General features: G+C 75.5%; 19 protein-coding genes. 4 read left to right on the top strand and 15 right to left on the bottom strand.

The genetic code is table 11. From position 1 onward, the window contains the following. Nucleotides 1-54: 54 nt before the first annotated feature. Complete coding sequence (locus ACZ3J7_RS13450) at nt 55-1,131, top strand: winged helix DNA-binding domain-containing protein (protein ID WP_465620043.1); 1,077 nt, start codon at nt 55-57, stop codon at nt 1,129-1,131. Between the two features lie 7 nt (nt 1,132-1,138). On the opposite strand, the gene ACZ3J7_RS13455 is transcribed toward ACZ3J7_RS13450, so the two are convergent. The 9 genes from ACZ3J7_RS13455 to ACZ3J7_RS13495 form a co-directional block, all read right to left on the bottom strand. Further along, entirely contained in the window at nt 1,139-2,632 is a 1,494-nt protein-coding gene (locus ACZ3J7_RS13455; RefSeq protein ID WP_465620045.1) for a PP2C family protein-serine/threonine phosphatase, read from the bottom strand. A gap of 191 nt (nt 2,633-2,823) precedes the next feature. Beyond that, on the bottom strand, nt 2,824-3,546 hold the full coding sequence (locus ACZ3J7_RS13460; RefSeq protein WP_465620047.1) for a hypothetical protein: 723 nt from the start codon (nt 3,544-3,546) through the stop codon (nt 2,824-2,826). Further along, entirely contained in the window at nt 3,543-4,745 is a 1,203-nt protein-coding gene (locus tag ACZ3J7_RS13465; protein ID WP_465620049.1) for an NAD(P)/FAD-dependent oxidoreductase, read from the bottom strand. Before ACZ3J7_RS13465 ends, ACZ3J7_RS13460 begins: the two co-directional genes overlap by 4 nt. Before the next feature lie 124 nt (nt 4,746-4,869). Next, entirely contained in the window at nt 4,870-6,864 is a 1,995-nt protein-coding gene (locus ACZ3J7_RS13470; RefSeq protein WP_465620051.1) for a LodA/GoxA family CTQ-dependent oxidase, read from the bottom strand. A 325-nt stretch (nt 6,865-7,189) separates the two neighbouring features. Continuing rightward, nucleotides 7,190-8,188: a LacI family DNA-binding transcriptional regulator gene (locus ACZ3J7_RS13475; RefSeq protein ID WP_465620055.1), complete on the bottom strand. Its 999-nt coding sequence runs from the start codon at nt 8,186-8,188 to the stop codon at nt 7,190-7,192. 37 nt (nt 8,189-8,225) lie between these two features. Then, entirely contained in the window at nt 8,226-10,070 is a 1,845-nt protein-coding gene (locus ACZ3J7_RS13480; protein WP_465620057.1) for a glycoside hydrolase family 36 protein, read from the bottom strand. A gap of 5 nt (nt 10,071-10,075) precedes the next feature. Beyond that, nucleotides 10,076-10,897 (bottom strand): carbohydrate ABC transporter permease, encoded by an 822-nt coding sequence (locus ACZ3J7_RS13485; RefSeq protein ID WP_465620059.1) that lies wholly within the window; start codon nt 10,895-10,897, stop codon nt 10,076-10,078. Continuing rightward, nucleotides 10,894-11,835, bottom strand: a complete 942-nt coding sequence (locus tag ACZ3J7_RS13490; protein WP_465620060.1) for a carbohydrate ABC transporter permease — start codon at nt 11,833-11,835, stop codon at nt 10,894-10,896. Before ACZ3J7_RS13490 ends, ACZ3J7_RS13485 begins: the two co-directional genes overlap by 4 nt. Further along, the gene (locus tag ACZ3J7_RS13495; RefSeq protein ID WP_465620062.1) at nt 11,832-13,178 is read right to left on the bottom strand and encodes an ABC transporter substrate-binding protein; all 1,347 of its coding nucleotides are present in this window, start codon (nt 13,176-13,178) and stop codon (nt 11,832-11,834) included. The genes ACZ3J7_RS13490 and ACZ3J7_RS13495 overlap by 4 nt, the downstream gene beginning before the upstream one ends. Before the next feature lie 237 nt (nt 13,179-13,415). Here ACZ3J7_RS13495 and ACZ3J7_RS13500 point away from each other — a divergent pair, with 237 nt between their 5' ends. Further along, complete coding sequence (locus ACZ3J7_RS13500) at nt 13,416-15,773, top strand: carbohydrate-binding protein (protein ID WP_465620064.1); 2,358 nt, start codon at nt 13,416-13,418, stop codon at nt 15,771-15,773. 78 nt (nt 15,774-15,851) lie between these two features. Here ACZ3J7_RS13500 and ACZ3J7_RS13505 read toward each other — a convergent pair whose 3' ends face one another. Together ACZ3J7_RS13505 and ACZ3J7_RS13510 are read right to left on the bottom strand one after the other, a co-directional pair. Further along, the gene (locus tag ACZ3J7_RS13505) at nt 15,852-16,199 is read right to left on the bottom strand and encodes a PRC-barrel domain containing protein (protein WP_465620065.1); all 348 of its coding nucleotides are present in this window, start codon (nt 16,197-16,199) and stop codon (nt 15,852-15,854) included. A 97-nt stretch (nt 16,200-16,296) separates the two neighbouring features. After that, nucleotides 16,297-16,812, bottom strand: a complete 516-nt coding sequence (locus ACZ3J7_RS13510; RefSeq protein WP_465620067.1) for a MarR family winged helix-turn-helix transcriptional regulator — start codon at nt 16,810-16,812, stop codon at nt 16,297-16,299. Between the two features lie 49 nt (nt 16,813-16,861). Between ACZ3J7_RS13510 and ACZ3J7_RS13515 the strand changes: the two genes are divergently transcribed. Together ACZ3J7_RS13515 and ACZ3J7_RS13520 are read left to right on the top strand one after the other, a co-directional pair. Further along, the gene (locus ACZ3J7_RS13515; protein WP_465620069.1) at nt 16,862-17,929 is read left to right on the top strand and encodes a DMT family transporter; all 1,068 of its coding nucleotides are present in this window, start codon (nt 16,862-16,864) and stop codon (nt 17,927-17,929) included. Nucleotides 17,930-18,039: 110 nt separating this feature from the next. Next, a complete protein-coding gene (locus tag ACZ3J7_RS13520) occupies nt 18,040-21,228 on the top strand; it encodes a penicillin acylase family protein (RefSeq protein ID WP_465620072.1) in 3,189 nt (1,062 codons plus the stop codon). Between the two features lie 18 nt (nt 21,229-21,246). Here the strand turns inward: ACZ3J7_RS13520 and ACZ3J7_RS13525 are convergent, their stop codons facing one another. The 4 genes from ACZ3J7_RS13525 to ACZ3J7_RS13540 all read right to left on the bottom strand — a co-directional run bounded on the left by ACZ3J7_RS13525 (nt 21,247) and on the right by ACZ3J7_RS13540 (nt 25,536). After that, the gene (locus tag ACZ3J7_RS13525; protein WP_465620074.1) at nt 21,247-21,777 is read right to left on the bottom strand and encodes a GNAT family N-acetyltransferase; all 531 of its coding nucleotides are present in this window, start codon (nt 21,775-21,777) and stop codon (nt 21,247-21,249) included. A gap of 33 nt (nt 21,778-21,810) precedes the next feature. Further along, nucleotides 21,811-22,335: a hypothetical protein gene (locus ACZ3J7_RS13530; protein WP_465620076.1), complete on the bottom strand. Its 525-nt coding sequence runs from the start codon at nt 22,333-22,335 to the stop codon at nt 21,811-21,813. 121 nt (nt 22,336-22,456) lie between these two features. Further along, nucleotides 22,457-24,607, bottom strand: a complete 2,151-nt coding sequence (locus tag ACZ3J7_RS13535) for a dipeptide ABC transporter ATP-binding protein (protein WP_465620078.1) — start codon at nt 24,605-24,607, stop codon at nt 22,457-22,459. Beyond that, entirely contained in the window at nt 24,604-25,536 is a 933-nt protein-coding gene (locus ACZ3J7_RS13540; RefSeq protein ID WP_465620530.1) for an ABC transporter permease, read from the bottom strand. The genes ACZ3J7_RS13535 and ACZ3J7_RS13540 overlap by 4 nt, the downstream gene beginning before the upstream one ends. Nucleotide 25,537: the final 1 nt, after the last annotated feature.

Below are 25,537 nucleotides of genomic sequence, written 5' to 3' on the forward strand. Positions count from 1 at the left end.
CGGCCGTAGCGTGGCGGCAGGCCGACCACCCACCGACGGGAGAACCCGCACCGCATGAACGACGTGCTGTCCGTCCGCACCCTGAACCGGACGCTGCTGGAGCGGCAGTTCCTCACCGAACGGACCGGGCTGGGGGTGCCCGGGGTGGTGGAGCGGCTGGTCGCGCTGCAGGCGCAGGAGCCGAACTGGCCCTACCTGGGGCTGTGGGCGCGGGTCGAGGGGTTCCGGCGGGAGGAGCTGGCGGCGCTGCTCGCGGACGGGCGGGTGGTGCGGGGGGCGTCGCTGCGCAGCACCCAGCACCTGTCCGGCGGGGCGGACTACCGGCGCTGGCGGCCGCTGCTGGGGCCGGTGCTGGAGCGCACCTCGCGGTCCTCGTACTTCCGGCCGGCCACCGACGGGCTCGACCTGGACGCGCTGGCGGCGGTCGGCCGGGAGCTGCTGGCCGCCGGCGGGGTGTCCCGGCAGGGGCTCGCCGCCGGGCTGGCCGCCCGCTACCCGGGGCGGGACGGGAAGCTGCTGGCGGCCGTGGTGCAGCTGCGGGTGCCGGTGCTGCACGGGCCGGACAGCTCCGGCTGGGGCGGCTGGAGCCCCCGGCCGAACACCTCGCTGACCCTCGCCGAGCCGCGGCCGGGCGAGCTGTCGGCGGGCGCGGCGGTGCTGCGCTACCTGGCGGCGTTCGGTCCGGCCGGGGTGCGGGACTTCCAGGCCTGGTCCGGGCTGACCCGGACCAGGGCGGTGTTCGAGGAGCTGCGGCCCGGGCTGCGGGTGTACCGCGACGAGGGCGGCACCGAGCTGTTCGACCTGCCGGACGCGGCGCCCGCCGATCCCGACCGGCCCGTCCCGGTGCGGTTCCTGCCCGCGTACGACAACCTGCTGCTCGGGCACGCGGACCGCTCCCGGGTGCTCGCCGGGTCGGACCGGCCGCGGGTGCTGCCCGGCGCGGCCCGGGTGCTGCCGACCTTCCTGCTGGACGGCTTCGTCGCGGGCACCTGGGCGGTCCGGGACGCCGGGCTGCTGGTCTCCCCGTTCCGTCCGCTGCCGGGCCCGGCCGCCGAGCAGGTGGCGGCGGAGGCCGGGCGGCTGGCGGCGTTCCTCGACCTCGGACCGCGGGTGGTGCTCGACGGGCCCTGACCGGACGTCAACCCAGTGCGGCCGCCAGGACGGTGACGTCGTCGCGGCCCCAGTCCAGGCCGAACCGTTCGGCCTCGGCGTGCAGCGCCCGGACCGCCTCGGCGGGCGTGGCCCCGGGCCGGGCGGCCAGCAGTCCGGCGACCCGGCGCTCGCCGAACTCGCCTTCGGTGCCCCGTCCCTCGGTGAGGCCGTCGGTGCAGAGCAGCAGCAGGTCGCCGGGGTGGAGGGACGTGCTGCGCTCGGTCCAGGTGCCGGGCTCGGGCTCGATCAGCGGGTGCAGCAGCGGGCCGGTGGGGGCGAGCCGTTCGACGGTGCCGTCGGCGCGGCGCAGGAACGGGCACTCGTGGCCGGCGTTCAGCCAGCCGAGGCGGCCGGTGCGCGGGTCGATGCGGACCAGGACCAGGGTGGTGAAGCGGTCGTCGTCCGGGTCGAGGGTGTGCCAGGCGGCCCGGACGGCCGCCACCGGGTCGGCGGCGGTGCGCAGCGAGCCGCGCAGCGCGCACTTGAGCTGGACGGCGAGCAGCGCGGCCTCTACGCCGTGCCCGGAGACGTCGCCGAGCAGCAGCGCGGTGCTGCCGTCGGGCAGCGCCAGCACGCCCAGGTAGTCGCCGGCCAGCAGGCCCTCGGCGGCGACCAGTTCGCCGTGCGCGCCGACGCCCGGACCGGCCCGGTGCCGGGAGGCGAGGATCGCGCCGAGGCCCTGCACGCAGCGTCCGTTCTGCTCCAGCGCCTGGTGGTCGCGGCGGGCCTGCCGCTGGGCGGTGCGCAGCCGGCCGCGGAGGGTGTCGGCGGCCTGGGCGAGCCGGTTCAGCGCGACGGGCGCCCGGGCGTCGACGGCCCGGGGCGCGCCGTCGTGGCGCATCCGCTCCTCGATGCCGGCCAGCGGGGTGAGCAGCCGGCGGCTGATCTGGCGGGCGGTCAGCCCGGCCAGCACGACCAGTCCGCCGCACAGCGCGAGCAGGTAGAGCAGGACGGCCCGGCCCTCCCGGCTCGCGTCGGCGGTGGTGGCGCGCGCCTCGGCGGCGAGCAGCGCGGTGAGCCGGTCGGCGTGCCGGTGCACGGCCGGGTAGCCCTCGGCGGCACTGCCGGACGCGGCGCAGGCGGCCAGTGCGGCGCTCCGGTCGGCGGTCGGCACGGTGTCCAGCCAGCGGGTCGTGGCCAGGTCGAGGTCCTGGGCGGCGGCGGCGAGTCCCGGGTGCCACCCGGAGAGGCCGCGCAGGTCGGGGAGGTGTCCGGCGAGCCGGGCGCGGGCGTCCGCGTGCAGGGCGGCGGCCTGCGCGCCGTCGTCGGCGAGGCAGGCGCTGCGGGCGTCGCCGATCGCGGTGCGGGCCTGGGCGAGGGCGGCCTGGGCGGGACGGATCCGGTCCTCCAGGTGGCGGACGGTGCTCTCGTGGCGCTCGTTGACCAGGTAGCCGCCGACGGCGGCGGCGCCGGCGACCAGCGCGGACAGCGACAGGGCGACGGCCGACAGGGACGGGGGTCCCGCGGTGCGCAGGGGCATGACGATTCCACTTCCTCCCCCGCGGCCCCCCGGTGTGCCCCCGGCGGTCCCCCGCCGATCGGCGCGTGGCGCGCGGGCCGCCCGGTCCCGCCCGGTCGGGACCGTCACTCTCACCCTCCCAGCCTGCCCGGCTTTCCGCCCCCGGTCACCGGGGCTTTCGTCCCTGGAGCCCGGGGGCGGAGGTCGGCCGGCTACCGCGCGTTCAGCGAGGTGTTGTTCCACCAGCCCTGGCGGCCGACGGTGAACGCCACCGCGCGCTCGCCGATCCGCGCCTCGTGGCGGGTGCCGGGGGTGAGCGGGCTGCGCGGCGCGGCGCCGTGCGGGTCCTTGACGGACGGCACGGCGAGGGTGGCGGCGGGGGCCAGGTCGGCGGCCAGGAAGCCCTGCGGGTCGACGGTGGTGACCACCTCGTCCCAGTTCGGGGCGCCCGCCAGGGCGTGCGCGAGGTGGACCTCGTCGCCCCGGCCGAAGACCAGCTCGGTCAGGAAGTCCGGGTAGCCGGCGTCGGCGACCAGCGGTCGGTAGTGCACCACGTCCTCCTTCCGGCTGCTGACGTCGACGGCCGGGAGCAGCGGGGTGAAGGTCCGCCTGCCCTCGGCGTCGACGGTGACCCGCTCCAGCTCCACCGGCAGCGAGGTGCGGGTGCCGTCGACCAGTTCCCGCAGCGGCCAGTGGCCCTCGGTGAACAGCGAGTAGTAGACCTGCTGGTCCTCGTGGGCGGCCAGGTCGTCGAGGTAGGTGGTGCGCAGCCGCTCGCCCAGGCCGAAGGCGGTGATCAGCTGGAAGGCGTGGACCGGGACGTGGTACAGGCCCAGGTGGTAGCTGAAGACCGTCTCCTTGCCGATCAGCAGGAACCGGTGGCCGTGCCGGTCGCCGGTGGCGCTCAGGGTGTCGGGCAGGGGCGGGGTGCTCATGCGGGGCCCTCCTCGGGTGTCGTGGTGTGCTGTTCGTCGTACCGGTCCTGCCGGTTCCGCCAGAACGGCCGGTCGCTCCAGCGCCGTTCGGCGGCGTAGTGGCTGCGCAGGTTGCGCAGGTAGGCGGCGCGGACGGCGGCGACCTCCCGGGCGTAGCCGCCCAACGCCTCCCCGTCCCCGCCGAGCCGGGCGTGCACGGCCTGCCCGGCCCGCAGCCCCGTGAACAGGGCGGTCAGGATCCCCTGCGAGGACAGCGGGTCGAACGCGAGGGCCGCGTCCCCCGCCGCGGTCCACCCCTCCCCGGCCACCTCGTCCGACCACGCCGTGTGCGCGGGCGCCCGCCGCGGCGCGCCCCCGGCGGGCCAGGGGTGCGCCGCGGCCAGCGGCCCGACGTGCCGGGTCGCGGCGAGGCGCCCGGCGAAAGCCTCCATGCCGGCGGGCCGGACGGCGCCCGCCGGGCGCTCGGAGCGCCCGGCGCCCCCGGTGGCCAGGGGGGTCTCGGTGTACCAGGCGAGCAGGCGGCGGCCGGTGGGGAGGGGGGCGGTGTACCACCAGCCGTCGGGGGCGGACTCCACGGTGGTGGTGGTGTCGGCACCGGGCGGGTCGGCGGGGTCGAGGGTGAGGTGGACGGCGACCAGCCGGTCGTGGACCAGGGTGCGGGCCCCGCAGGCGCGGGCGAGGGCGGCGCGGCGGCCGGTGGCGTCCAGCAGCCACCGGCAGCGGGCCGTCTCCCGGGCGGGGCCGCGCAGTTCGACCGTCCAGCCGCCGTCGGGGGTCCGGCCGAGCGGCCGCACGGCGGTGCGTTCGGCGAGGTGGACGCCCTGGGCGCGGGCCCGGTCGCGCAGTTGGCGGTCGAAGCGCGGACGGTCGAGGTGCCAGCCGTGGCCGTGCGGGTCGCGGATGCCGTCGACCGAGACCAGCGCCGGGCCGCCCCAGGCGGAGCGGTTGGCCGCGCACGGCAGGTGGCCGTCGGCGAGGACCCGGTCGGCGCCGAGGTCCCGCAGCAGGACCCGGGCGGCGGCGGGCAGCGCCTCCCCGACCGCGCCGGGGCCGCGCCCGGCGTCCGCGAGCAGCACCGCCCGTCCGGCCCGGGCCAGCACGACCGCCGCCGCCACCCCGGCCGGCCCGCCCCCGGCCACCACCACGTCGTACCGGGCCACCCGCACCCTGCTCACCGCCCACGCCCGGACACCGCCCACGCCCTCACTCCGTCCCGTCCACGGGCCTCGCGCCGCCGCCGTTCGCGGCCCCCTCGCCGTCCCCCCGCCTCCCCCGACGGCCCTCCGCCAGGAGTCCCACCCCACCCGGACACCACCCCCCACCTCACTCCGACCCGTCCACGGGCTTCGCGCCGCGGCCGTTCGCGGCCTCCTCGCCGAACGGGTCGAGCTTGTCGATGTAGCCGACCGTGATCTCGTCGGTGGAGTAGCCGGTGTGGGCGGCGGTGGCGGCGAGGAGGGTGGCGTGGGTGGCGGTGCCGAGGGTGGTTTCGGGGACGTGGAGGGTGACGGTGTTGCGGTCCGGGGAGACGCCTTCGAGGGGGAAGCCGGGGGTGGACTCGACCTGGAGGGTGTCGGGGAAGCGGCCGTCGCCGACGGTGTAGCGGCGGGTTTCGACGATGCCGAAGTCGTGCCACTCGTCGATGGAGCGGGCGAGTTGTTCGAGGTAGTCGCCGCGCAGGCCGCGCAGCCAGGAGACGCGGCGGGCGAAGGCGTCCTCGCGTTCCTCGTCGGTGTGGACGGTGCCGGCGTCCTCCTGGTTGACGATCCGGAAGTCCTCCTCGCTGAGGACGTGGTTGGGGACGCGGGCGGGCCAGAAGGTGGGGACGTACGGGTCGTAGCGGACGCTGGGCAGCGCGGTGGACTCGTAGCCGGAGCGGCAGCTGGCGGTGTCGGTCTGCCAGGGGATGGCCATCCAGCGGGTGAGGTCGCCGGGGCCCTGGGCGTGCAGCGGGCCGTCCTCGGCGAGGGCCTGCTGGGCGGTGAGGGCGGGGCCGTAGTCGGGTTCGGACTGGCCCTCGGGGCGGTGCAGGATGCGGAAGGGCTCCTGGTACATGGTGGTGTGGCGGATCGGCCAGGTGACTTCGCAGCCGGGGTGGAAGGCGTCGGCGAGGCAGAAGTCGAGGGCGGCGCGGTCGAGCAGGGCGGGCTGGTCGGCGACGGGGGCGTCCTCCAGGCGGCGGGGGAAGCCGGGCCAGGGGGTGGTGTCGAAGTCGCCCTTGGCCCAGGCGCCGAGTCGGGCGATCTGGGTGTCGGAGAGGGTCAGGTACTGGAGGACGGACTTGGGCCTGCTGGCCATCGCGTCGCCGTAGAACCAGGGCCAGGGCTGCGGGGAGAGGCCGTCGCGGGCGTGGTCGCGGATCGCCGTCCAGATCTGGCGGCGCAGTTCGCGGTGGCGTTCGGCGGTGCTGCCGAGGCGGGCGAGGGTCGCGGGGGCGAGGAAGTCCTGCGGGCCGCCGAAGCCGTAGTGGGCGGCGAAGCCGTGGTTGACCCACTGGAGTTCGTGGAAGCGGCGGAGGATCGGCAGGATGTCGCGGGCGAAGTTGACCCGGGGGTCGGGCGGTACGGTGCCCTGGCGGAGGAAGAGGTCGTGCAGCAGGTCCCAGAGGGTGCGCGGGGTCTTCACGTCGGGGGCGTAGTTGGGCGGGGCGACGGCGACCCAGGCGCCGGTGACCGGGACGTTCCGGCCGTCGAGGGTGAGGGTGGCGGTGACGGGGCCGTCGGAGGTGTCGTCGTACCAGCCGTCGTTGTTGCCGAAGGAGTGCAGTTCCTCGCCGCCCGGCGCGCCGGAGGTGCCGGTGCCGCCGAGGACGACGAGCCGGCCGTGGTCGTCGGTGTGCATCCGGCCGAGCGGGACGTCGACGCCGAGGAAGGTGCCGCCGGTGAACTCGACCTGCTCGCCGGTGCCGGCCCGCAGGGTCTTGCGGCCGGGGTCGATGACGAGCCGGGCGCGGTCGGTCTGCCCGGGGTTGCGGCGGGCGGACTTCATGCCCGCCATGTCGGGGATGTCGAAGGCCAGGTCGAAGTTGTACCAGGCGGACTTCCGGTTGGCGACGTGCACGGCCCACTCGATGGCCACCCCGTCCTCGGCGGTGGTGAGTTCGCGCACCACCCGGCCTCCGGCGTCGTAGCCGTAGATCCGGAACCGGGCGGCCTGGCGCTTGATCGCGCCGGTGTCGTCCTTGTGGGCGCCGGGGGTGACGGGTTCGGGTTCGGGCGTCTCGGGCCCGTGGAACCAGCCGTCCGGTCGGGTGCTGTTGCCCAGCCGGGCCAGTCCGATCGCGGGGTGGATCTTCGCGTACGAGATGTCGTCGGTCATCGCGCTCGACGTCCTTTCCGCCGCACCGGGCCGGGCCCGGGCCGGGTCCGCCGGCACGCGCACCACGGCCTCCCGGTACGGGAGTTGGCGGTTGGGGAGGGCGCTCGACGCCCTGCCGCCCACCATGACAGATCGAGTACGACCGATCGCGCCGGGACCCGCCCCCGTGACGCAGCGTCAGCCGAACGAGTGACGGCGGCCGGGTCGGGCCGGCCGCCGCCACCACCGGGTGGGGGTGCCGCCCGTGCCGCCCGCACCCGTCCGACCGCTGGCCGGAAGCCCCCGGCGGACGGCCGCCCCGCCGGGGGTGCGGCGGCCGCGGGGGTCAGGCCGCCGGGGCCGGGCCGGTGGTGGAGCGGATGACCAGCTCGGGGTCGAAGAGCAGCTCGCCGGTCGGCGTGTCGCGGCCGGCCACCAGGGCGAGGACGCTGCGGCCGACCTCCAGGGCGAGGCGGTCGGCGGGCTGGCGGACGGTGGTGAGCGGCGGGTCGGTGAACTCGGTGATCATCGTGCCGTCGTAGCCGACCACCGAGACGTCGCCGGGCACCGAGCGGCCGAGCCGCCGGACGCCGCGGATCACGCCGAGCGCCATGTAGTCGCTGGCGGCGACGATCGCGGTGGCGCCGAGGGCGAGCAGCGCGCCGGCCGCGGCCTGGCCGCCCTCGACGGTGTAGGACTGGCGGACCACCAGCTCCTCGGGGCGGGTGGCCCCGCGCCGGGCCATCGCGTCCAGGAAGCCGCGCACCCGCCGGTCGGCGGGGCGGTTGCCGGCCGGTCCGGAGACCATGCCGACGGTGCGGTGGCCGAGCCGGTGCAGGTGGTCGACGGCGAGTTCGGCGGCGAGCCGGTCGTCGGTGGAGAAGACCGGGGCGGGCACGCCGTCGGCGAACTCGCCGTTGACGCCGACGTACGGGATGCGGCGGGAGCGCAGAATCTCGTAGCTCTCGGTGTCGACGCCCTCGACGGTGTTGGACGCGGAGAGGAACACCACCGCGGCGATGCCCTTGTCGATGATCGCCGAGATGTACTCGGGCTCCTGGACGCCGCCGGCGAAGGACGGGCAGAGCACGGTCTTCAGGCCGTGCGGGGCGAGCGCGGACTCGATCCGCTCCGCGACGTCGGCGAAGAACGGGTTGGAGACGTGCTCGGTGACCACGGCGACCAGCTGGCCCTCGACGGCCCGTTCGTAACCGAGGTCGGCCATCGCGCGCTCGACGGCGTCCCTGGTCCGTTTCGCCACGCCCTGCCGCCGGTTGATCACCCGGCTGACGGTGGCCTCGCTCACGCCCGCGTGCGCGGCGATCTCGACGATGCCGATCTTCATGTCCTCACCCTCACCGGACGACGCTCCGCCGGGCCGCTCACTGGACGCCCCGGATCCGGGCCAGTCCCATCCGGGGGACCCGCACGCCGTGCGGGCCCGGGACCAGGGTGTTCCGGATCCGCCCGATCATACGGCCGTCGGGCCCGTGCACCTCCATCTCGACGTCCACCGGCCCGCGCTGAACCTCGATCACCACCCGGTCCGCGGCGCTGCCGTTCACCAGCACGGTCTCCCGGTGCGCGGCGGGGTCGAGCGGGACGACGCGCTCGGTGTGCACGTCGACCACCCGGACGCCGTCGGCGACCGACTCGACCAGGGTGTACTGCTCGTCGGGGCGGCCGGGTTCGACGTCGCCGTCCAGCAGCTGGGGCCGCAGCGCGCGCCACTGGGCGAGCCAGAAGCGCAGCGCGTCGAGGTGGTCGGCGGGCAGTTCGTCGAGCCGGACGGAGACCTGCGGGACTGCGTGCAGGGTGCTGATCAGGTTGCGGGCGACGGTCTCGACGGGCGCGGCGGCGTCCCACAGCAGCGGGTCGCTGTGCACGGCGCCGCCGGTGGCGAGCAGCCCGGTGTCGAGGGTGCGGACCCGGTTGGCGGTGGTGTCGCCGGGGCAGTCGAAGGAGCGCAGCAGGTTGCCGAACTCGGCCATCGCGGGCCCGACGTAGGGCTGGCGCAGTTCGAGCAGCAGCTCGGGGCGGACGGCTTCGAGGGCGGTGCGCAGGTCGGTGAGCAGGCCGATCAGGGCGGCGCCGACGTCCTCGCCGCCGTCGTGGGCGTAGACCATGGCCTCGTCGAGGAAGTCGAGCTTGAGGCCGTCGAAGCCGTGCTCGCGCACCAGGCGGACGCAGGTGTCGACGACGTGCGCGCGCACCTCGGGCCGGCGCGGGTCGAGCACGTGCGCGCCGGGGACGCCGGCCGGGCGGGTGGCGTACGGGGCCCAGGCGGCGTGGCAGTCGGCGTCGGGGCCGAGCAGCAGCGGGGCGGTCCAGGCGAGGTAGCGCAGGCCGGTGGCGCGGACGGCGGCGACGTGCGCGGTGAGGTCGGGGAACTTGGCCTCGTCGGGCCGCCAGTCGCCGACTCCGGCGTAGCCGCGGCCGCTGCCGTGGCGCTGCCAGCCGTCGTCCAGGATGGCCGCGCCGAAGCCGAGCCCGGCGGCGAGGGCGGCCTGCTTCTCCACCTCGGCGGCGCCGACCCGCTGGTTGTAGGCGTACCAGGTGCACCAGAGCGGGAGCCGGGCGGCGTCGGGGACGGGCATGGCGGCGGTGCGCTCGGCGTACCAGGCGCGCAGCGGGCGCAGCGCGGCGGCGACGGAGGGGGCGCGGGGGGCGAACAGGACGCGGTGGACGCGGTCGGAGGGGGCGAGGTGGAGGTGGACGACGTAGCTGTCGTTCTCCTCGGAGACGCCGTAGCGCAGGGTGGTCTCGCGGACCGGGTCGGCGCCGGCGAAGGTGAGCAGGGTGGCGCCGGTGTGGTCGTGCAGGCAGCCGGCCGGGAGGCCCTTGACCAGGCTGGTGGAGGCGCGGCCCTCCCAGTCGGCGACGGGGGTGCGGCGCCAGTCGGCGCCGGGGTGCCAGTAGCCGGCGGCGTCGCCGAGCGGCAGGGTGAGCCGGACCTCGACGTGCGCGCCGGGGGCGTGCACGGCCAGCACGGTGAGTCCGGCGGGGTCGCGGGTGGCGGTCCAGGCGGTCTCGGCGCCGTCGGCGAGGACGGCGGCCTCCACCGTGTCGAGCAGCGGCGCGTACCGGGCCGGGGCGAGTTCGGCGGTGGTCACGGCGGTGGCGGTGACGGCCGGGGCGGTGACGGCCGGGGCGGTGACGGCCGGGGCGGTGACGGCCGGGGCGGTGACGGCCGGGGCGGTGACGGGCCCGAGGGCCGGGGTGGTCACGGTGGTTACTCCTTGACGGCACCGGCCAGCAGGCCGGAGACGAAGTGGCGCTGGAGGGCGAGGAAGACGATCGCCATCGGGATCGCGGCGACGGCGGTGCCGGCCAGGATCGCGCCGTAGTCGGTGTCGGTGACGCCCTTGAGCGAGGCGAGCGCGACCGGGACGGTCAGTGAGGTGCTGTCGCGCAGCACGATCAGCGGCCAGACGAAGTCGTTCCACTGGAACAGGAACAGGAAGATGGCGAGGGCGGCGAGCGCGGGCCGCATCGGCGGCAGCACGACCCGCAGGAAGAGCCGGAACTCGCCGCAGCCGTCGATCCGTCCGGAGTCGAGCAGTTCGTCGGGGACGGTGCCCATCGACTGGCGCATCAGGAAGATGCCGAACGGCAGCGCCAGGTTGGGCAGGATCACCGCCTGGTAGGTGTCGAGCCAGCGCAGGTCGGCCATCAGCTGGAACAGCGGGACGAGGGTGACCTGGGCGGGGACGACCAGGCCGAGCATCAGCAGGGCGAACAGGCCGTCGCGGCCCTTGAAGCGGTACTTGGCGAAGGCGTAGCCGGCCAGCGTGCAGACGGTGCCGGCGCACAGGGTGTAGATCCCGGCGATCAGCAGCGAGTTGAGCACCACCCGGCCGAAGTGCGCCTCGTCCTGGAGGGTTCCCAGGTTGGCGCCGAGGTGGCCGCCGGGGACGAGCGGGGGCGGGGAGCCGAAGACGTCGGTGCTGCTGTGGGTGGCGGCGACGACCACCCAGTAGAACGGGAGCAGGACGGCGGCGAGCGTGAGGGCCAGGCCCCAGGTCAGGCCGATGCCGCGGACGGTGGTCCTCATCGCTCGCCTCCGTCGCGGTCGCCGAGCACCTTGAACTGGACCAGGCCGAGGATGCCGATCAGGACGGCCAGCGCGTAGGCGATGGCGGAGGCGTAGCCGAAGTCGAAGTAGCTGAAGGCGTTCTGGTACAGGTACATGCCGATGGTGAGGGTGGCGTTGTCGGGTCCGCCGCGGGTCAGGACGTACGGTTCGTCGAAGATCTGCAGGGTGCCGATGGTGGAGAGCACCGTGGTGAGCAGCAGCGCGGGGCGCAGCCCGGGCAGGGTGACGTGCCGGAAGGCCTTCCAGGCGCCGGCGCCGTCGACGGCGGCGGCGTCGTACAGCTCGGCGGGGATGGTCTGGAGGCGGGCGAGCAGGATGACCGCGTTGTAGCCGGTGTAGTGCCAGGTCAGGGCGAGGGCCAGCGAGACCTTGGCCCACAGCGGGTCGGTCAGCCAGGGGACGGCGTCGACGCCGGCGAAGTGCAGCAGCCAGTTGACCAGGCCGTACTTCTCGTTGAGCAGCACGGAGAAGATCACGCCGTAGGCGACCAGGCCGGTGACCATCGGCAGGAAGAAGCCGAGCCGGAAGACGGCGCGGGCGCGCAGCAGCCGGGAGCCGAGGGCGACGGCGAGGCCGGTGGCGAGCGCCAGCATCAGCGGGACCTGGACGACCAGGACGGTCGCGGTGTTCTTCAGCGCCGTCCAGAACAGCGGGTCGTGCAGCAGCCGGGTGTAGTTGTCGGCGCCGACGAAGGCGTCCTCGCCGTCGACGGTCCGGTGCAGGCTGAGCACGAAGGACCGGGCGATCGGGTAGAGCTTGAAGACCGCGAACAGGGCGAGCGCGGGCAGCACGAACAGGTACGGGGCCGCCCGCCGGGCCGCGGCCCGGGGGCGGCGGTCGGCGGGGCGGGGCCGGGCGGGGGCGGTCCGCCCGGCGGGAGTGGTGCCGGTGCTCATCGGACGACCTTGCGGCCCGTCTGCTGGGCGAGCTGGTCGGCGGCCCGCCTGAGCACGTCGGCCGGGTCGGCGCCCTTGAGCAGCACCTTGGTCTGGGCGTCGGTGACGACCTTGAGCGCGCGGGCGTAGTCGGCGCTGTAGTTGAAGGCCGGGGAGGGGGCCTTGAGGGCCGCGAGGAACACCTCGCCCTTCTGCTGGCCGCCGAAGAACTCGGACGGGGTGTGGAACGCCGGGTCGTCGTAGGCCTTCATCAGGGCGGGGGCGATGCCCTTGTCCTGGTAGACCCTCACCTGGGAGGCGGGGCGGGTGAGGGCGAACTCGACGAACTTCCAGGCGGCGGCCTGGTGCCTGCTGGTGCCGGATATCGCCAGGTGGGTGGAGTTGACGGTGGCGGCGGTGGAGCCGCCCCGGCGCACAGCGGGGGGCAGCCGGACGCCCCACCTGCCCTTCTCCTCGGGGACGGTCTCCTGGATGATGCCGCCGTACCAGGTGGGCATCGGCAGGACGGCGCTGGTGCCGGCCTTGATCGCGGCGATCTGGGCGTTCCAGCCGCCGGAGAGGTCGGCGAGCAGGTCGGCGTCGTTCAGCCGCTTGATGATCGTCATGGCCTTGACGGCCTCGGGCGAGTCGAGGGTGATCGCGCCGTCCAGGTCGAAGTAGAACGCGCCCTGGAGCTGGAGCAGCAGCTGGAAGAAGTTGGCGGCGTCCGGGACGGAGGCGGGCTTGTCGATGCCGAGCAGGTACTTCCCGGTCTTCGCCCTGACGGTCTTGCCGGCCTCGATCGCGTCGTCCCAGGTGTCGAGGGACCTCACGTCGACGCCGGCCTGGTCGAACACGTCGGCGCGGTAGTAGAACCCGCCCGAGTTGGCCTCCCAGGGCAGGGCGTTGACCCGGCCGTTCCTGCCGCTGACGGTGGCCCACAGGCCCTGGGCGAAGGCGTCCTGGTACTGGCCGGCGCCGAGCTCGCCGAGGTCGGCCAGGCCGGTGGGGAACTTCTCGGTGTAGCCCGGCAGGTAGTCGATGCCGATGTGCAGGACGTCGGCGAGGCCGGCGCCGCCGGCCGCCAGGCCGGTGGTGATCTTGTCCCAGATGGCCGGGTTGCCGATGTCCTCGACGGTGACCCTGATGTCGGGGTACTGGGCGTTGAACGCGGGGACCAGCGCCTTCAGCTCGGCGGCCGGGCCGGCCCAGCTCCAGACGCTGATCTCGCCCCTGTCGGCGGCCCCGGCGGCGCCGCCGCCCCCGCCGGTGCCGGAGCCGCTGCAGGCGGCGACGCCGGTGAGGCCGGCGCCGGCGGCGAGGGCTCCGCCGGCTCTCAGGACGGTGCGACGGGAAGGGTTCACGGGGGGACCGCCTTGTTCTCGAGGGTGGTGAGGGTGGTGGGGGTGGTGGGGTGACGCCGACGGGGGGCGTCGGCGTGCCAGGACGGTAGCAACCGGCGGTTTCGACTTGCAAGATAGGACTGAAAGTTTTCTGCCAGTTATGGCACCCATAGCGTGCAAGTATCTTGTTGGGCTTCCGATCCGACTGCTAGCGTCCGGGCACCGCATCCCCCGTCACCCATCTGACCGGAGACCCTCATGCGCCCCGCCCGTCCCGCTCCCCGCACCACCCTGCTGGCCGCGCTCTCGCTGGCCGCCGTACTCGCCCCGTCGGCCGTCGCGGCGCCGACCGCCGACGCGTCCGGCGCCCTGCCGAGCGTCACCGACGCCGGCTTCGAACAGGGCGGCGCCGCCTGGCACTTCACTGCCGGCACCGGCGTCGCGAGCAACAACCCGCACAGCGGCGGCAAGCTGGTCTACCTGGACGGCGGCGCCGGCCGGAAGGTCTGGCAGACCGTCAGCGCCCGCCGGGGCGGGACGTACGACGTCTCGGCCTGGATCGCCACCGGCTGGACCGGCGGCAGGTTCACCGTCCGGGTCGACGGCGTCGTCGCGGGCACCGTCGACCTGCCCCACCGGGCCGCGTACGCCCGCTACACGATCCCGCGGATCGCGACGAAGGCCGGCGACCGGATCGAGATCGCCTTCGAGTCCGGCGACGGCTGGATCAACGCGGACGACGTCTCGCTGGCGCCGTCCGGCCCGGCCGTCACCGACCCCGGCTTCGAGCAGGGCGGCGGCGCCTGGCGGTTCACCGACGGCACCGGCGTCGCGGACAACAACCCGCACAGCGGCGGCAAGCTGGTCTACCTGGACGACGGCGCGGGGCCGAAGGTCTCGCAGACGATCACCGCGAACGGCCCCGGCACGTACTCCTTCTCCGCCTGGATCGCCACCGGCGGCCCCGGCGGCACCTTCACCGTCCGGGTCAACGGCGCCGCCGCGGGCACCGTCGCGCTGCCCGCCGCGCCCGCGTACGCCCGCTACACCGTCCCGCGGGTGGCGGTGCGGGCGGGCGACCGGATCGAGGTCGCCTTCGAGTCCGCCGAGGGCGCCGGCTGGGTCAACGTCGACGACGTGATGGTCTCCCCGCTGCCCGCCACCCGGCCGAAGGTCACCTCCTCCGACCCGAAGATCGCCGAACTCTTCGCCTGGGCCGCCGACAAGGCCGGCAGCTGGGCCCAGCTGCCCGGCGCCACCGGCCCGGTCGACGCCGACGAACGGCAGACCGGCGGCACCGGCTCCACCACCTACGAGGCCTCGTACTGGGCGGGCTACGCGCACCGCTCCGCCTTCTACGGCCGCGACACCGCCCACCAGGTGGACGGCGCCGCCGTGCTCGGCCTGAACGCGGAGAACCGCGCCATGCTCGGCGCGTTCGCCGCCACCGCCACCGAGGAGCACGCGTACTACCCGGTGTGGGCGCTGAACTTCGACGACCGCACCAACCTGTCGATCGACTACCGCGGCCCGAACAGCTTCGTCCGCGAGGTGCCCTCGACCTTCGAACTGGTCGAGAAGGCCGACAAGGCCTACCGCTGGAGCGGCGACCCCTCCTACGTCGACGACCCCGCGCTGTGGGCGTACTACCGGCACGCCACCGACGAGTTCGTCGCGCTGCACGACTCCGCCAAGCCGAACGGCGTCGCCGAGGGCACCGGCAGGGGCATCTTCTCCGGCGCCGCCAGCTACGACGAGAGCGGCGACGACCGCTTCGCCGAGGCCGGCGACTCGATCGGCTCCCAGTACCAGGCCCTGCTGGCCGTCGCCGACCTGGCCGCCGGCCGGGGCGACGGCGCGCTGGCCGCGCGGTACGCGCAGCGGGCCGCCGACCTGAAGAGCTACTTCAACACAACCTGGAGCGGCACCGGCACCGGCGCCGACATGGTCCGCGGCTACAGCACCAGCGGCACCCCGATCACCGGCTGGGGCCGGGAGAACAGCTGGTTCATGCCGCTGAAGCGGATCGTGGACGCGGGCCCGCGCAACGACGCCTACCTCGAGTACATCGACCGGCAGTCGCAGGGCGAGGAGCGCCCCGGCAACATCGAGGCCTACACCTACCTGCCGGACACCTTCTTCGCCTACGACCGCAACGACACCGCGTGGAAGTGGATGCAGTACGTCTACGACCGCCGCGACGAGCGCCACCTCGTCGCGAAGCAGGGCCCCAACGGCGACTACCCGGAGGTCTCCTTCACCCTGCTCGGCCAGACCGTCCAGGGCCTGCTCGGCGTCGACCCGAACGCCCCGGCGCACACCCTGGCCACCGCCTCCCACCTGCCCACCGGCACCGACTGGCTGGGCATCGACGACCTCGCCGTCGGCCGCAACACCTTCGCGCTGCGGCACGACGGCGCCACCGCCTCCACCCTGACCAACAAGACCGGCGCCGACACCTACACCTGGGAGGCCCGGATCCCCGGCGGCCACACCACCCTGACCGTGGACGGCACCCCGCGGGCCGCCGCCACCAGGACCGTCGACGGCACCGTCTACTCGTACGTCACGGTCGCGGTCGCGCCGGGCGCCACCGCGACCGTCCGCGCCTCCTGACCCGCACCCCGCACGCGCCGCAGCGCCCCGTCCGCCGACGGGGCGCTGCGGCGCGTGCGCACCGGACCGGGCCGGGCGTCAGAGCCCGGTGCCGTAGTAACCGCCGACGCCTCGGCGGTAGTCGGCGTCCAGGGCGTGCGACTCGCGGTGGTACTCGGGGGAGTTCTTGATCTCCTCCTTGGCCCGGTCCACCCAGACCGTCTTCTCCGGCTCGTCGATCCGCCGGATGACGCCCGCCGGGAGCAGCACCTCGCGGCCGAAGATCCACGGACCGGTGTCGACCACGATGTAGCCGTCCTCGGCCTCGTACGAGTGCTTGTCGACCTTGCCGATGTGGCCGTCGGTGGCCTCGACCCGGTAGCCGGTCAGGTCGACGCCCGGCTGGTAGCCCTCGGCCTTCTCGTAGCCCCACATACCGTCGCTCACAACTGCCTCCTTGCTGGGGGGAGTTCGTCGGTCTGCGGACCGGCTGCCCGGTTCCGGCGCGGACATGCGCGGCTATTCGTGCTTTTTCGGGCGGGGCTCAGCGGGCCGGTCCCACCGGGGGTTCGAGGCGGGCCAGCCAGCCGGCGAGCAGGGCCTCCAGCTGGGCGGCCTCGGCGGGGGTGAGGGCGGCGAGCAGCTCGTGCTCGTTGCGGATGTGGTCGGTGAAGGCGCGGTCGAACAGCTCGCGGCCGGCCTCGGTGAGGGCGACCACCCGGCCGCGCCGGTCGTCGGCGGCGGTGCGGCGGGCGACCAGGCCGGCCCGCTCCAGGCGGTCGATCCGCTTGGTGACGGCGCCCGTGGTGACCATGGTGTGCGCGGCCAGCTCGCCGGGGGCCCGCTCGTACGGGGCGCCGGCCCGGCGCAGGGCGGCCAGCACGTCGAACTCGCCCTCGCCCAGGTCGTAGCGGGCGTAGACGGTGGTCAACCGGTGGGTGAGCAGGGTGGCGACCCGGTGCAGGCGGCCGATCACGCCCTGCGGGGTGACGTCCAGGTCGGGTCGTTCGCGCCGCCAGGCGGCCTGGATCCGGGCGACGTGGTCGAGGGGCTGCTCCATGTCCCCCAGCATACCCCGATCATCTTCCACGGAAGCTATATTGCCTTCCATGGAAGCGATACTCCGGTGGGGCGCCCTCACCGCCCTCGCCCCCGTCGCCTGGGGCGCCAACTACTACGTCACCCACCACTACCTCCCCGCCGACGCCCCGCTCTGGGGCGCCGCCCTGCGCGCCCTCCCCGCCGGACTCCTGCTGCTCGCCGCCGCCCGCCGCCTCCCGCACGGCGCCTGGTGGTGGCGCTCGACCGTGCTCGGCGCGCTGAACACCGCCGCCTTCTTCGTCCTGGTCTACCTCGCCTCGCAGCGGCTCCCGGCCGGCACCGCCGCCACCGTGATGGCCCTCTCCCCGCTCGCCCTGATGCTCTGCGCCTGGCCGCTGACCGCCGAACGCCCCCACCCCGCCCAACTCGCCGCCGGCGCCGTCGGCGTCACCGGCGCGGCCCTGATGCTCGCCGCCCCCGCCACCGCCCCCTCCCCCACCGGCCTGCTCGCCGCCCTCGGCGCCCTGCTCACCTCCGCCGCCGGCCACGCCCTCACCAAACGCTGGACGCCCCCGGACGGCGGCCCCGGCGTCCTGGCCCCCACCGCCTGGCAGCTGACCATCGGCGGCCTGCTGCTGCTCCCCGCCGCCGCCCTCGCCGAAGGCCCGCCGCCCGCCCTCGACGCCACCACCCTCCCCGCGTTCGCCTACACCTCCCTGATCGCCACCGCCCTCGCCTTCCTCGCCTGGTTCGCCAGCCTGCGCCGCCTCCCCGCCGCCACCGTCGGCCTGATCGGGCTCCTCAACCCCGCCACCGGCGCCCTCCTCGGCACCGCCCTCGACCACGAACCCCTCGGCCCCGCCACCCTCACCGGCATGGCCCTGATCACCACCGGCATCCTGCTCGGCCGCCCCCGGCCCGCCGCCCCCGCCCGCACAGCACGAAGCGGCGGGGGGCCCGGCCGAATGGGGGGGAATCGGCCGGGCCCTCGTCCGCCGCACCCACCGCCTGCCCCGGCCGCGCGGCTTCATGCCACCCGTGGGGACGGAAACGGGAATTCGCCGCGCGCCGACGGGGCGCCGTGCGGGAGTGCGCGTTCCGGATCGCTCCGACGGGGCGTCAACTCGCGTTCATGACAGGGGGATGACAGTTCCGTGGCGGCGTCCGTCCGACCCCTACCCGGGGGTCACTTCGCGGACTAACGTGCGGCCGGACTTCCGATACCCCCCGTCAGGAAGAGGCCCAGGTGCCCGCTGCCCCCGTCCCCCGCCGCCTGCGTTCGGCGACCCTCGCCGTGCTCGCCTCCGCCGCGCTGCTGCTCGGCGCGCTCACCGCCCAGCCGGCCGCCGGGGCCGCCGCCGGGCCGGCTCCGCTGGCCGGGGACCCGTGCCTGGGCCAGTGCCAGGACGTCCTGACGGCGGGCGAGAACGGCCACGCCACGCTGGCCGGGATCCTGCTGCACCAGAGCGTGGGCACCCGTCCGGCGCACTCGGCCGACCAGGTCGACGCGTACGACGCGCTGCTGCACGACTACAGCGGCCTGACGCCGGACCAGCTGTCGGCGTACTTCGACGACGCCTCCTTCGGGGTGCCGGCCGGCCAGGTGGAGAGCACCGTGTCGCCGCGCGCCGGGGTGACCGTCACCCGGGACAAGGCGACCGGCACGCCGCACGTCAAGGGCGTCACCCGCTCCGACACCGAGTTCGGCGCCGGGTACGCGGCCGGGCAGGACCGGCTGTGGCTGATCGACGTGCTGCGGCACGTCGGCCGCGGGCAACTGTCCTCGTTCGCGGGCGGCGCGGCCGGCAACCGGGCGCTGGAGCAGAGCCTGTGGGCGGTCGCCCCGTACACCGAGGCGGACCTGCAGCAGCAGCTCGACCGGGTGAAGGCGTCCGGCCCGCGCGGCGCGCAGGCCTGGCAGGACGTGCAGGACTACGTGGCGGGCCTGAACGCCTTCGCGGCGGCCGACGTGGCCGCCGACACCTACCCGGGCGAGTATGTGCTGACCGGGCACGGCTCGACCATCGCCCCGTTCACGGCGACCGACGTGGTGGCGATCTCCTCGGTGATCGGGGCGATCTTCGGCGGCGGTGGCGGCGGCGAGGTCGGCAACGCGCTGGCCCGGATCGCGCTGCGCCAGCAGTACGGCACCGAGGCGGGCGACCGGGCGTACGCGGCCTGGCGCGCCGGGGACGACCCGGAGGCGACGGCCACCGTGCACGACGGCACCGCCTTCCCGTACGCGGCCTCGCCCGCCGCACCGGTGGGCACCGCGCTGCCGGACCCCGGCTCGGTCGCCGAGGCGTCGCACACCGCCAACGGGACGGGCACCGGGGCGACCCTGTCGGGAGCCGCCGAGGGCGTGCTGCCCGCGGACCTGATCACCGCGAAGAAGGGCATGTCGAACGCCCTGCTGGTGTCCGGCGCGCACACCGCCTCCGGGCACCCGATCGCCGTGTACGGCCCGCAGACCGGCTACTACGCGCCGCAGATCCTGATGGTGCAGGAGCTGGACGGCCCGGGCCTGCGCAGCCGGGGCGCGTCCTTCCCCGGCCTGAGCTTCTATGTGGAGATCGGCCGCGGCCTGGACTACTCGTGGAGCGCGACCTCCGCCAACCAGGACATCACCGACACCTTCGCGGTCGACCTGTGCGAGCCCGGCGGCGGCACCCCGAGCACCTCCTCCGCCGGCTACCTGCTGGACGGCACCTGCACCCCCTTCGAGCGCCTGACCAGGCACAACGCCTGGCAGCCGAGCACCGCCGACGCGACCGCGGCGGGCTCGTACGACCTGGTGACGCTGCGCTCGGCGTACGGCCTGGTCACCCACACCGGGACGGTCGGCGGGCGGCCGGTGGCGTACACCGCGCTGCGCTCCACCTACCGGCACGAGGTCGACTCGGTGATCGGCTTCCAACAGTTCAACGACCCGGCGGCGATCACCTCGGCGGCGGCCTTCCAGCGCGCCGCGCAGGACGTCGGCTACACCTTCAACTGGTTCTACGCGGACGCCGACCACACCGCGTACTACAACTCCGGCACCGAGCCGCTGCGCGCCCCCGGCACCGACCCCGACCTGCCGGTGCTGGCCCGGCCGGCCTACACCTGGCAGGGCTGGGACAGGGCCGCGAACACCTCGGCGGTCGAGCCGGCCGCCCGGCACGCGCAGTCCACCGACCAGGACTACTACGTCAGTTGGAACAACAAGCAGGCGCCGGGCTTCACCTCCGCCTGGGGCAACGGCGCGGTGCACCGGGCCGACCTGCTGGACACCCGGGTGGGGGCGCTGGCCCGGCGCGGCGGCGTCACCCGGACCGACCTGGTCAAGGCGATGGAGGACGCCGCCAACGTCGACCTGCGGGCCGAACGGGTACTGCCCGAGCTGCTCGCGGTGCTGGACTCCGCGCCGGTCGCCGACCCGGCCGCGGCCGACGCGGTCGCCAAGCTGCGGGCCTGGGCGGCGGGCGGCTCGCACCGGCGCGAGCCGAGCAGGGGCGCGGGCGCGTACACCGACGCGGAGGCGATCCGGATCCTGGACGCCTGGTGGCCGCTGCTGGTCGAGGGCGAGTTCCGGCCCGGCCTGGGCGACGGGGCGTGGCGGGCGCTGACCGCCGTCGCGCCGATCAACGAGACGCCCTCCGGCGGGCAGCTCGGCGCCACCTCCGGCGGCAGCGACATCGCGGCGGGCGAGGCGCACAAGGGCTCGGCGTTCCAGCACGGCTGGTGGTCGTACGTCGACAAGGACCTGCGGAAGGTGCTCGGCCGGCCCGTCACCGGCCCGCTGGACCGCGCCTACTGCGGCGGCGGCGACCTCGGCGCCTGCCGGCAGCTGCTGCTGACCGGCCTCGCCCGGGCGGTGGCCACCCCGGCCGCCACCACCTACCCGGCGGACAAGTACTGCACGGCGGGCGAGCAGCTGTGCGCCGACTCGATCGTGCACCGGGCGATGGGCGGCATCACCGTGCCGCGGATCGCCTGGCAGAACCGGCCCACGTACCAGCAGGTGGTGGAGTTCCCGGCCCGCCGCACCGACGACCTGACCAACCTGGCCCGCGGCGCCACCGCGACCGCCTCCGACTACCAGGACGCCGTGATCGTCGCCTACCCGCCCCGGCAGGCCGTCGACGGCGACCCCGGCACCCGCTGGGCGTCCAAGACGGTGGCCACCGCCTGGCTGAACGTCGACCTGGGCACCGTCCGCAAGGTCGGCCGGGTCGTCCTCGACTGGTCCGACCAGTACGCGACCGCCTACCGGATCGACGTCTCCACCGACGGCGCCGGCTGGCGCACCGTCTACTCCACCACCACCGACCGGGGCGGCCTGGAGAACCGGGCCTTCCCGCCCACCGACGCCCGGCACGTCCGGGTGGTGATGCTCGCCCGCGGCACCGACAACCGCTACTCGCTCGACGAGGTCGGCGTCTACGCCAGGTGACCTCCCCGCCCGGCCCGTTCAGCGGGCCGGGCGGACCATCACCAGCAGCCGCGGCGAATCCCCGGTCGCCGCCTGCGCGTTGAACGCCGTGTAGCCCCAACTCTCGTACACCCGCAGCACCTTGCCCTCCCCCGCCAGCGGGTTCACCATCAGCACCGCCCGCCGCTCCGCCCGGCCCGCCAGCAGCGCGTCGTGGATCCGGCGGGCGGTGCCGGTCCCCCGCCAGGGGGCGCGGACGCCGATCTCGCGGAGCGCCAGCACCGGCGCGTCGGTGAACCCGGCGGGCAGCGGCTCGGCCATCCGCTCCCAGTACCGGTCACCGGCCGCGACGGTGTTGCCGTAGGCGTACCCGACCGTCCCGCCGTCCTGCCGCGCCAGGACGAGCGCGAACCCGGGCTCGGCCGCGTACCCGTCGAGGCGCGCGGCGAAGGCCGCCACCCGGTAGTTCGGCAGGTGCAGCAGCGGCGCCCGGACGTCCGCGTACGCCGCCAGCACCTCCCGGCGCAGCTCGGCGGTCAGGACGGTGTGGCGGCTCGGTTCGGGGCGCACGCGGGGGCTTTCCGGGATTCGTCGGGGGCGGGTTCAGAGGCCGGCGATGACGGTGTCGCCGGTGAAGTCGAGTTCGGCGACGCCGGTGGTGGAGCAGGCGTCGAGCTGGGTGTTCGCGGCGACCGCGGTGGAGCTGGCGGTGGCGCCCTGGAAGGTGCCGGCGGTGATGGCGCCGGCCAGTTCGACCACGGTGGTGCCGTTGACCACCCGGGTGTTGATCCGGGTGAAGGAGAAGGTGCTGGTGGTGGAGTCGTTCCAGGTGTAGGTCTTGCTGCCGGTCGGGAAGTTCAGCAGGTCGGTGCAGGTCAGCGTGGTCGAGTAGTGGTCCGAGGCGGTGGCGGAGGTGTAGCCGGTCGGCAGGCCGGTGCACGTCCAGGTGGTGGCGGCGTCGACGGTGACGGTCTGCGCGGTGTCGGTGACCGCCGGGCTGTAGGTCGCCGTGGTGCTCGCGGCGCAGTCGAGCACCACGGTGTCGGCGCGGGCGGCGCCGGCCGGCGGCAGCAGCGCGGCCAGGGCGGCGGCGGACAGCGCGGCGGCGGCGCGGAACGAGGGGCGCATGGGGACCTCCGTACGTCGGTGTGCGGTGGGGTGCTCCCATGATGGGGCGTCGGGCCGTCGGGCGACAGCCGCGCACGCGGCCGGTCGCGCGCCCACGGGGGCGCGCGCGACCGGCCGGGGCTCACGCGGCGCCCCCGCCGTCCGGGTAGTGGCAGGCGGCCGCGTGCCCGTCCGCCGAACCGTCCCTCGGCGCGGTCGTCGGCGTCTCGGTCGCGCAGCGGGTCTGCCGGTCGGGCGGGAGGGCGGCGTGCACGGGGCAGCGGGCGCGGAACGGGCAGCCGGTGTGGCGGGCGGCCGGGGAGGGCGGGTCGCCGGCCAGCAGCAGGCGGGGGCGGGCCCGTTCGGCCGCCGGGTCGGGCAGCGGGACGGCGGCGAGCAGGGCCCGGGTGTAGGGGTGGCGGGGGCGGCCCAGCACCTCGGCGGCGGGACCGGACTCGACGGTGCGGCCCAGGTACATGACGGCGACCCGGTCGGCGAGGTGGCGCACCACCGAGAGGTCGTGCGAGACGAACAGGTAGGCCAGGCCGAGTTCGGCCTTCAGCTCCTGCAGCAGGTTGAGCACCCCGGCCTGCACGGAGACGTCCAGCGCCGAGACCGGCTCGTCCAGCACCAGCAGGTCCGGCCGGACGGCGAGCGCCCGGGCGATCGAGATCCGCTGCCGCTGGCCGCCGGAGAACTCGTGCGGGTAGCGGTCGGCGTGCGCCGGGTCCAGGCCGACCTGCCGCAGCAGGGCCGGGACGCGGCGGCGGGCCTCGGCGGCGGGCACCCGCTGGGCGAGCAGCGGCTCCGCGAGGACGTCCCCGACCGGCATCCGCGGGTCGAGCGAGGCCGCCGGGTCCTGGAAGACCATCTGCACCCGGGGCCGCAGCCGCCGCACGGCCGCCCGGTCGAGCGCCCCGGTGTCCTGCCCCAGCAGCTCGATCCGGCCGCCCTGCGGGGCGGCCAGCCGCAGGATCTCGTACAGCGTGGTCGACTTCCCCGAGCCGGACTCGCCGACCAGCCCGAGCGTCTCCCCCCGCCGGATGTCGAGGTCCACGCCGTCGACGGCGTACACCGCACCGCCCCGCCGCCGCAGCAGCCCGCCCCGGCGGCCGGAGAAACTCCTGGTCAACCCCCTGACCGCGAGCACCGCGGCCCGCCCCTCCCGTGCCGTCGGCACCACGGCGGGCAGCACCGGCACGGGATACACCTCGGCGGGCGCGGGCCGTCCGACGGCCAGTTCCACCGCCCGCACGCAGGCCGCCAGGTGCGAACCGCCCGCGACCGGGGGCGCCCCGCCGTCGGCACCGCGCGGCGCACCGCCGTCCGCACCGCGCGGCGGGCCACCGGCCTCGACCGCCGTCGGCAGCGCGGCCGGGAGGGCGGTCAGGGCGGGTGCGCCGTCGTGGCAGCGGGGTTCGGCGAGGGGGCAGCGGGGGGCGAAGGCGCAGCCGGGGGCGGGCGGGTCGTCGGGGGTGGGCGGGCGGCCGGGGATGGGGACGAGGGGGCCGCCGGGGCCGTCGAGGCGGGGGACCGCGCCGAGCAGGCCGAGGGTGTAGGGGTGGTGGGGGGCGGCGAAGAGGTCGTCGACGGGGGCGGTCTCGACGATCCGGCCGGCGTACATGACGGCGACCCGGTCGGCGGTGCCGGCGATCACGCCGAGGTCGTGGCTGACCAGGACGAGGGCGGCGCCGGTCTCGCGCTGGGCGGTGCGCAGGACGTCGAGGACCTGGGCCTGGATGGTGACGTCGAGGGCGGTGGTGGGTTCGTCGGCGAGCAGGACGTCGGGGTCGTTGGCGACGGCCATGGCGATCATGGCGCGTTGCCGCATGCCGCCGGAGAACTCGTGCGGGAAGGCGTCCAGGGCGCGGGCGGGGTCGGGGAGGCCGACCAGGTCGAGGAGTTCGGCGGCGCGGCGGCGGGCGGCGGTGCGGCCGAGGTCCTGGTGGACGCGGACGGCTTCGGCGATCTGGTCGCCGATCCGGTGGACGGGGGTGAAGGCGGAGAGCGGGTCCTGGAAGACCATGGCGATCCGGCGGCCGCGGACGGCGGCGAGCTGCCGGTCGGGCAGGCCGAGCAGTTCGCGGCCGTCGAGGCGGACGGAGCCGCGGGTGCGGGCGCTGTCGGGCAGCAGGCCGAGGACGGCGAGCGCGGTGACGGACTTGCCGGAGCCGGACTCGCCGACCAGTCCGAGCGTCTCACCGCGCCACAGGTCGAAGTCGACGCCGTGGACGGCCGGATGGCCGTCGAAGTCGACGCCGAGGTCGCGGACGCTGAGCAGCGGGACGGTCATGCGGCACCCTCACGACGGGAACGGCCGGAACGGCGGGAGCGGCCGGGGCCGCCGGAACGACCGGAGCCGCCGGAGCGGCCGGAACGGCGGCGGCGGACGGCGGCGGCGGTCGGGTCGAGCGCGTCGCGCAGCCCGTCGCCGACCAGGTTGACGGCGAGCACGAACAGCACCAGCAGTCCGGCGGCGAAGTAGAACAGCCAGGGGAAGACGGGGGCTTCGGCGGCGCCGGCGGCCAGCAGGGTGCCGAGCGAGACGTCGGGCGGGCGGACGCCGAAGCCGAAGTAGGAGAGCGCGGCCTCGCTCATCACGGCGCCGCCGACGGTGACGGTGGCGTCGATGATCAGGAAGGAGGAGACGTTGGGCAGCACGTGCCGCCAGATGGTCCGGAACGGTCCGACGCCCATGTAGCGGGCGGCGGCGACGAATTCGCGCTCCCGCAGCGAGCGGGTCAGCGAGCGGACGACCCGGGCGGTGACCATCCAGTTGAAGCCGGCCAGCAGCAGGACGAAGGCGATCCAGCCGCTGCCGCGCAGCCGGGGCGAGAGGACGGCGATCACCAGGAAGGCGGGGAAGATCAGCATCAGGTCGACCAGGAAGGTCAGCAGCCGGTCGGTCCAGCCGCCGAAGTACCCGGCGCAGGCGCCGACCAGGGAGGCCAGGCCGGTGGAGAGGACGGCCACCAGCAGGCCGATCACCAGGGACTTCTGCAGGCCGCGGACGGTCTGCGCGAACACGTCCTGGCCGAGTCCGTTGGTGCCGAACCAGTGGGTGGCGGAGGGGGGTTGGCGCAGGGCGGTGTAGTCGGGCGCGGCGTAGTCCCAGGGGGTGAGCCAGGGGCCGGCGAAGGCGAGCAGGAACAGCAGCACGAGGACGGCGAGTCCGGCGAGCGCCCCGCGCGAGGCGGCGAGCCGGGCGGCGGCCAGCCGCAGC

It is taken from the genome of Kitasatospora sp. NPDC015121 (assembly GCF_055562955.1).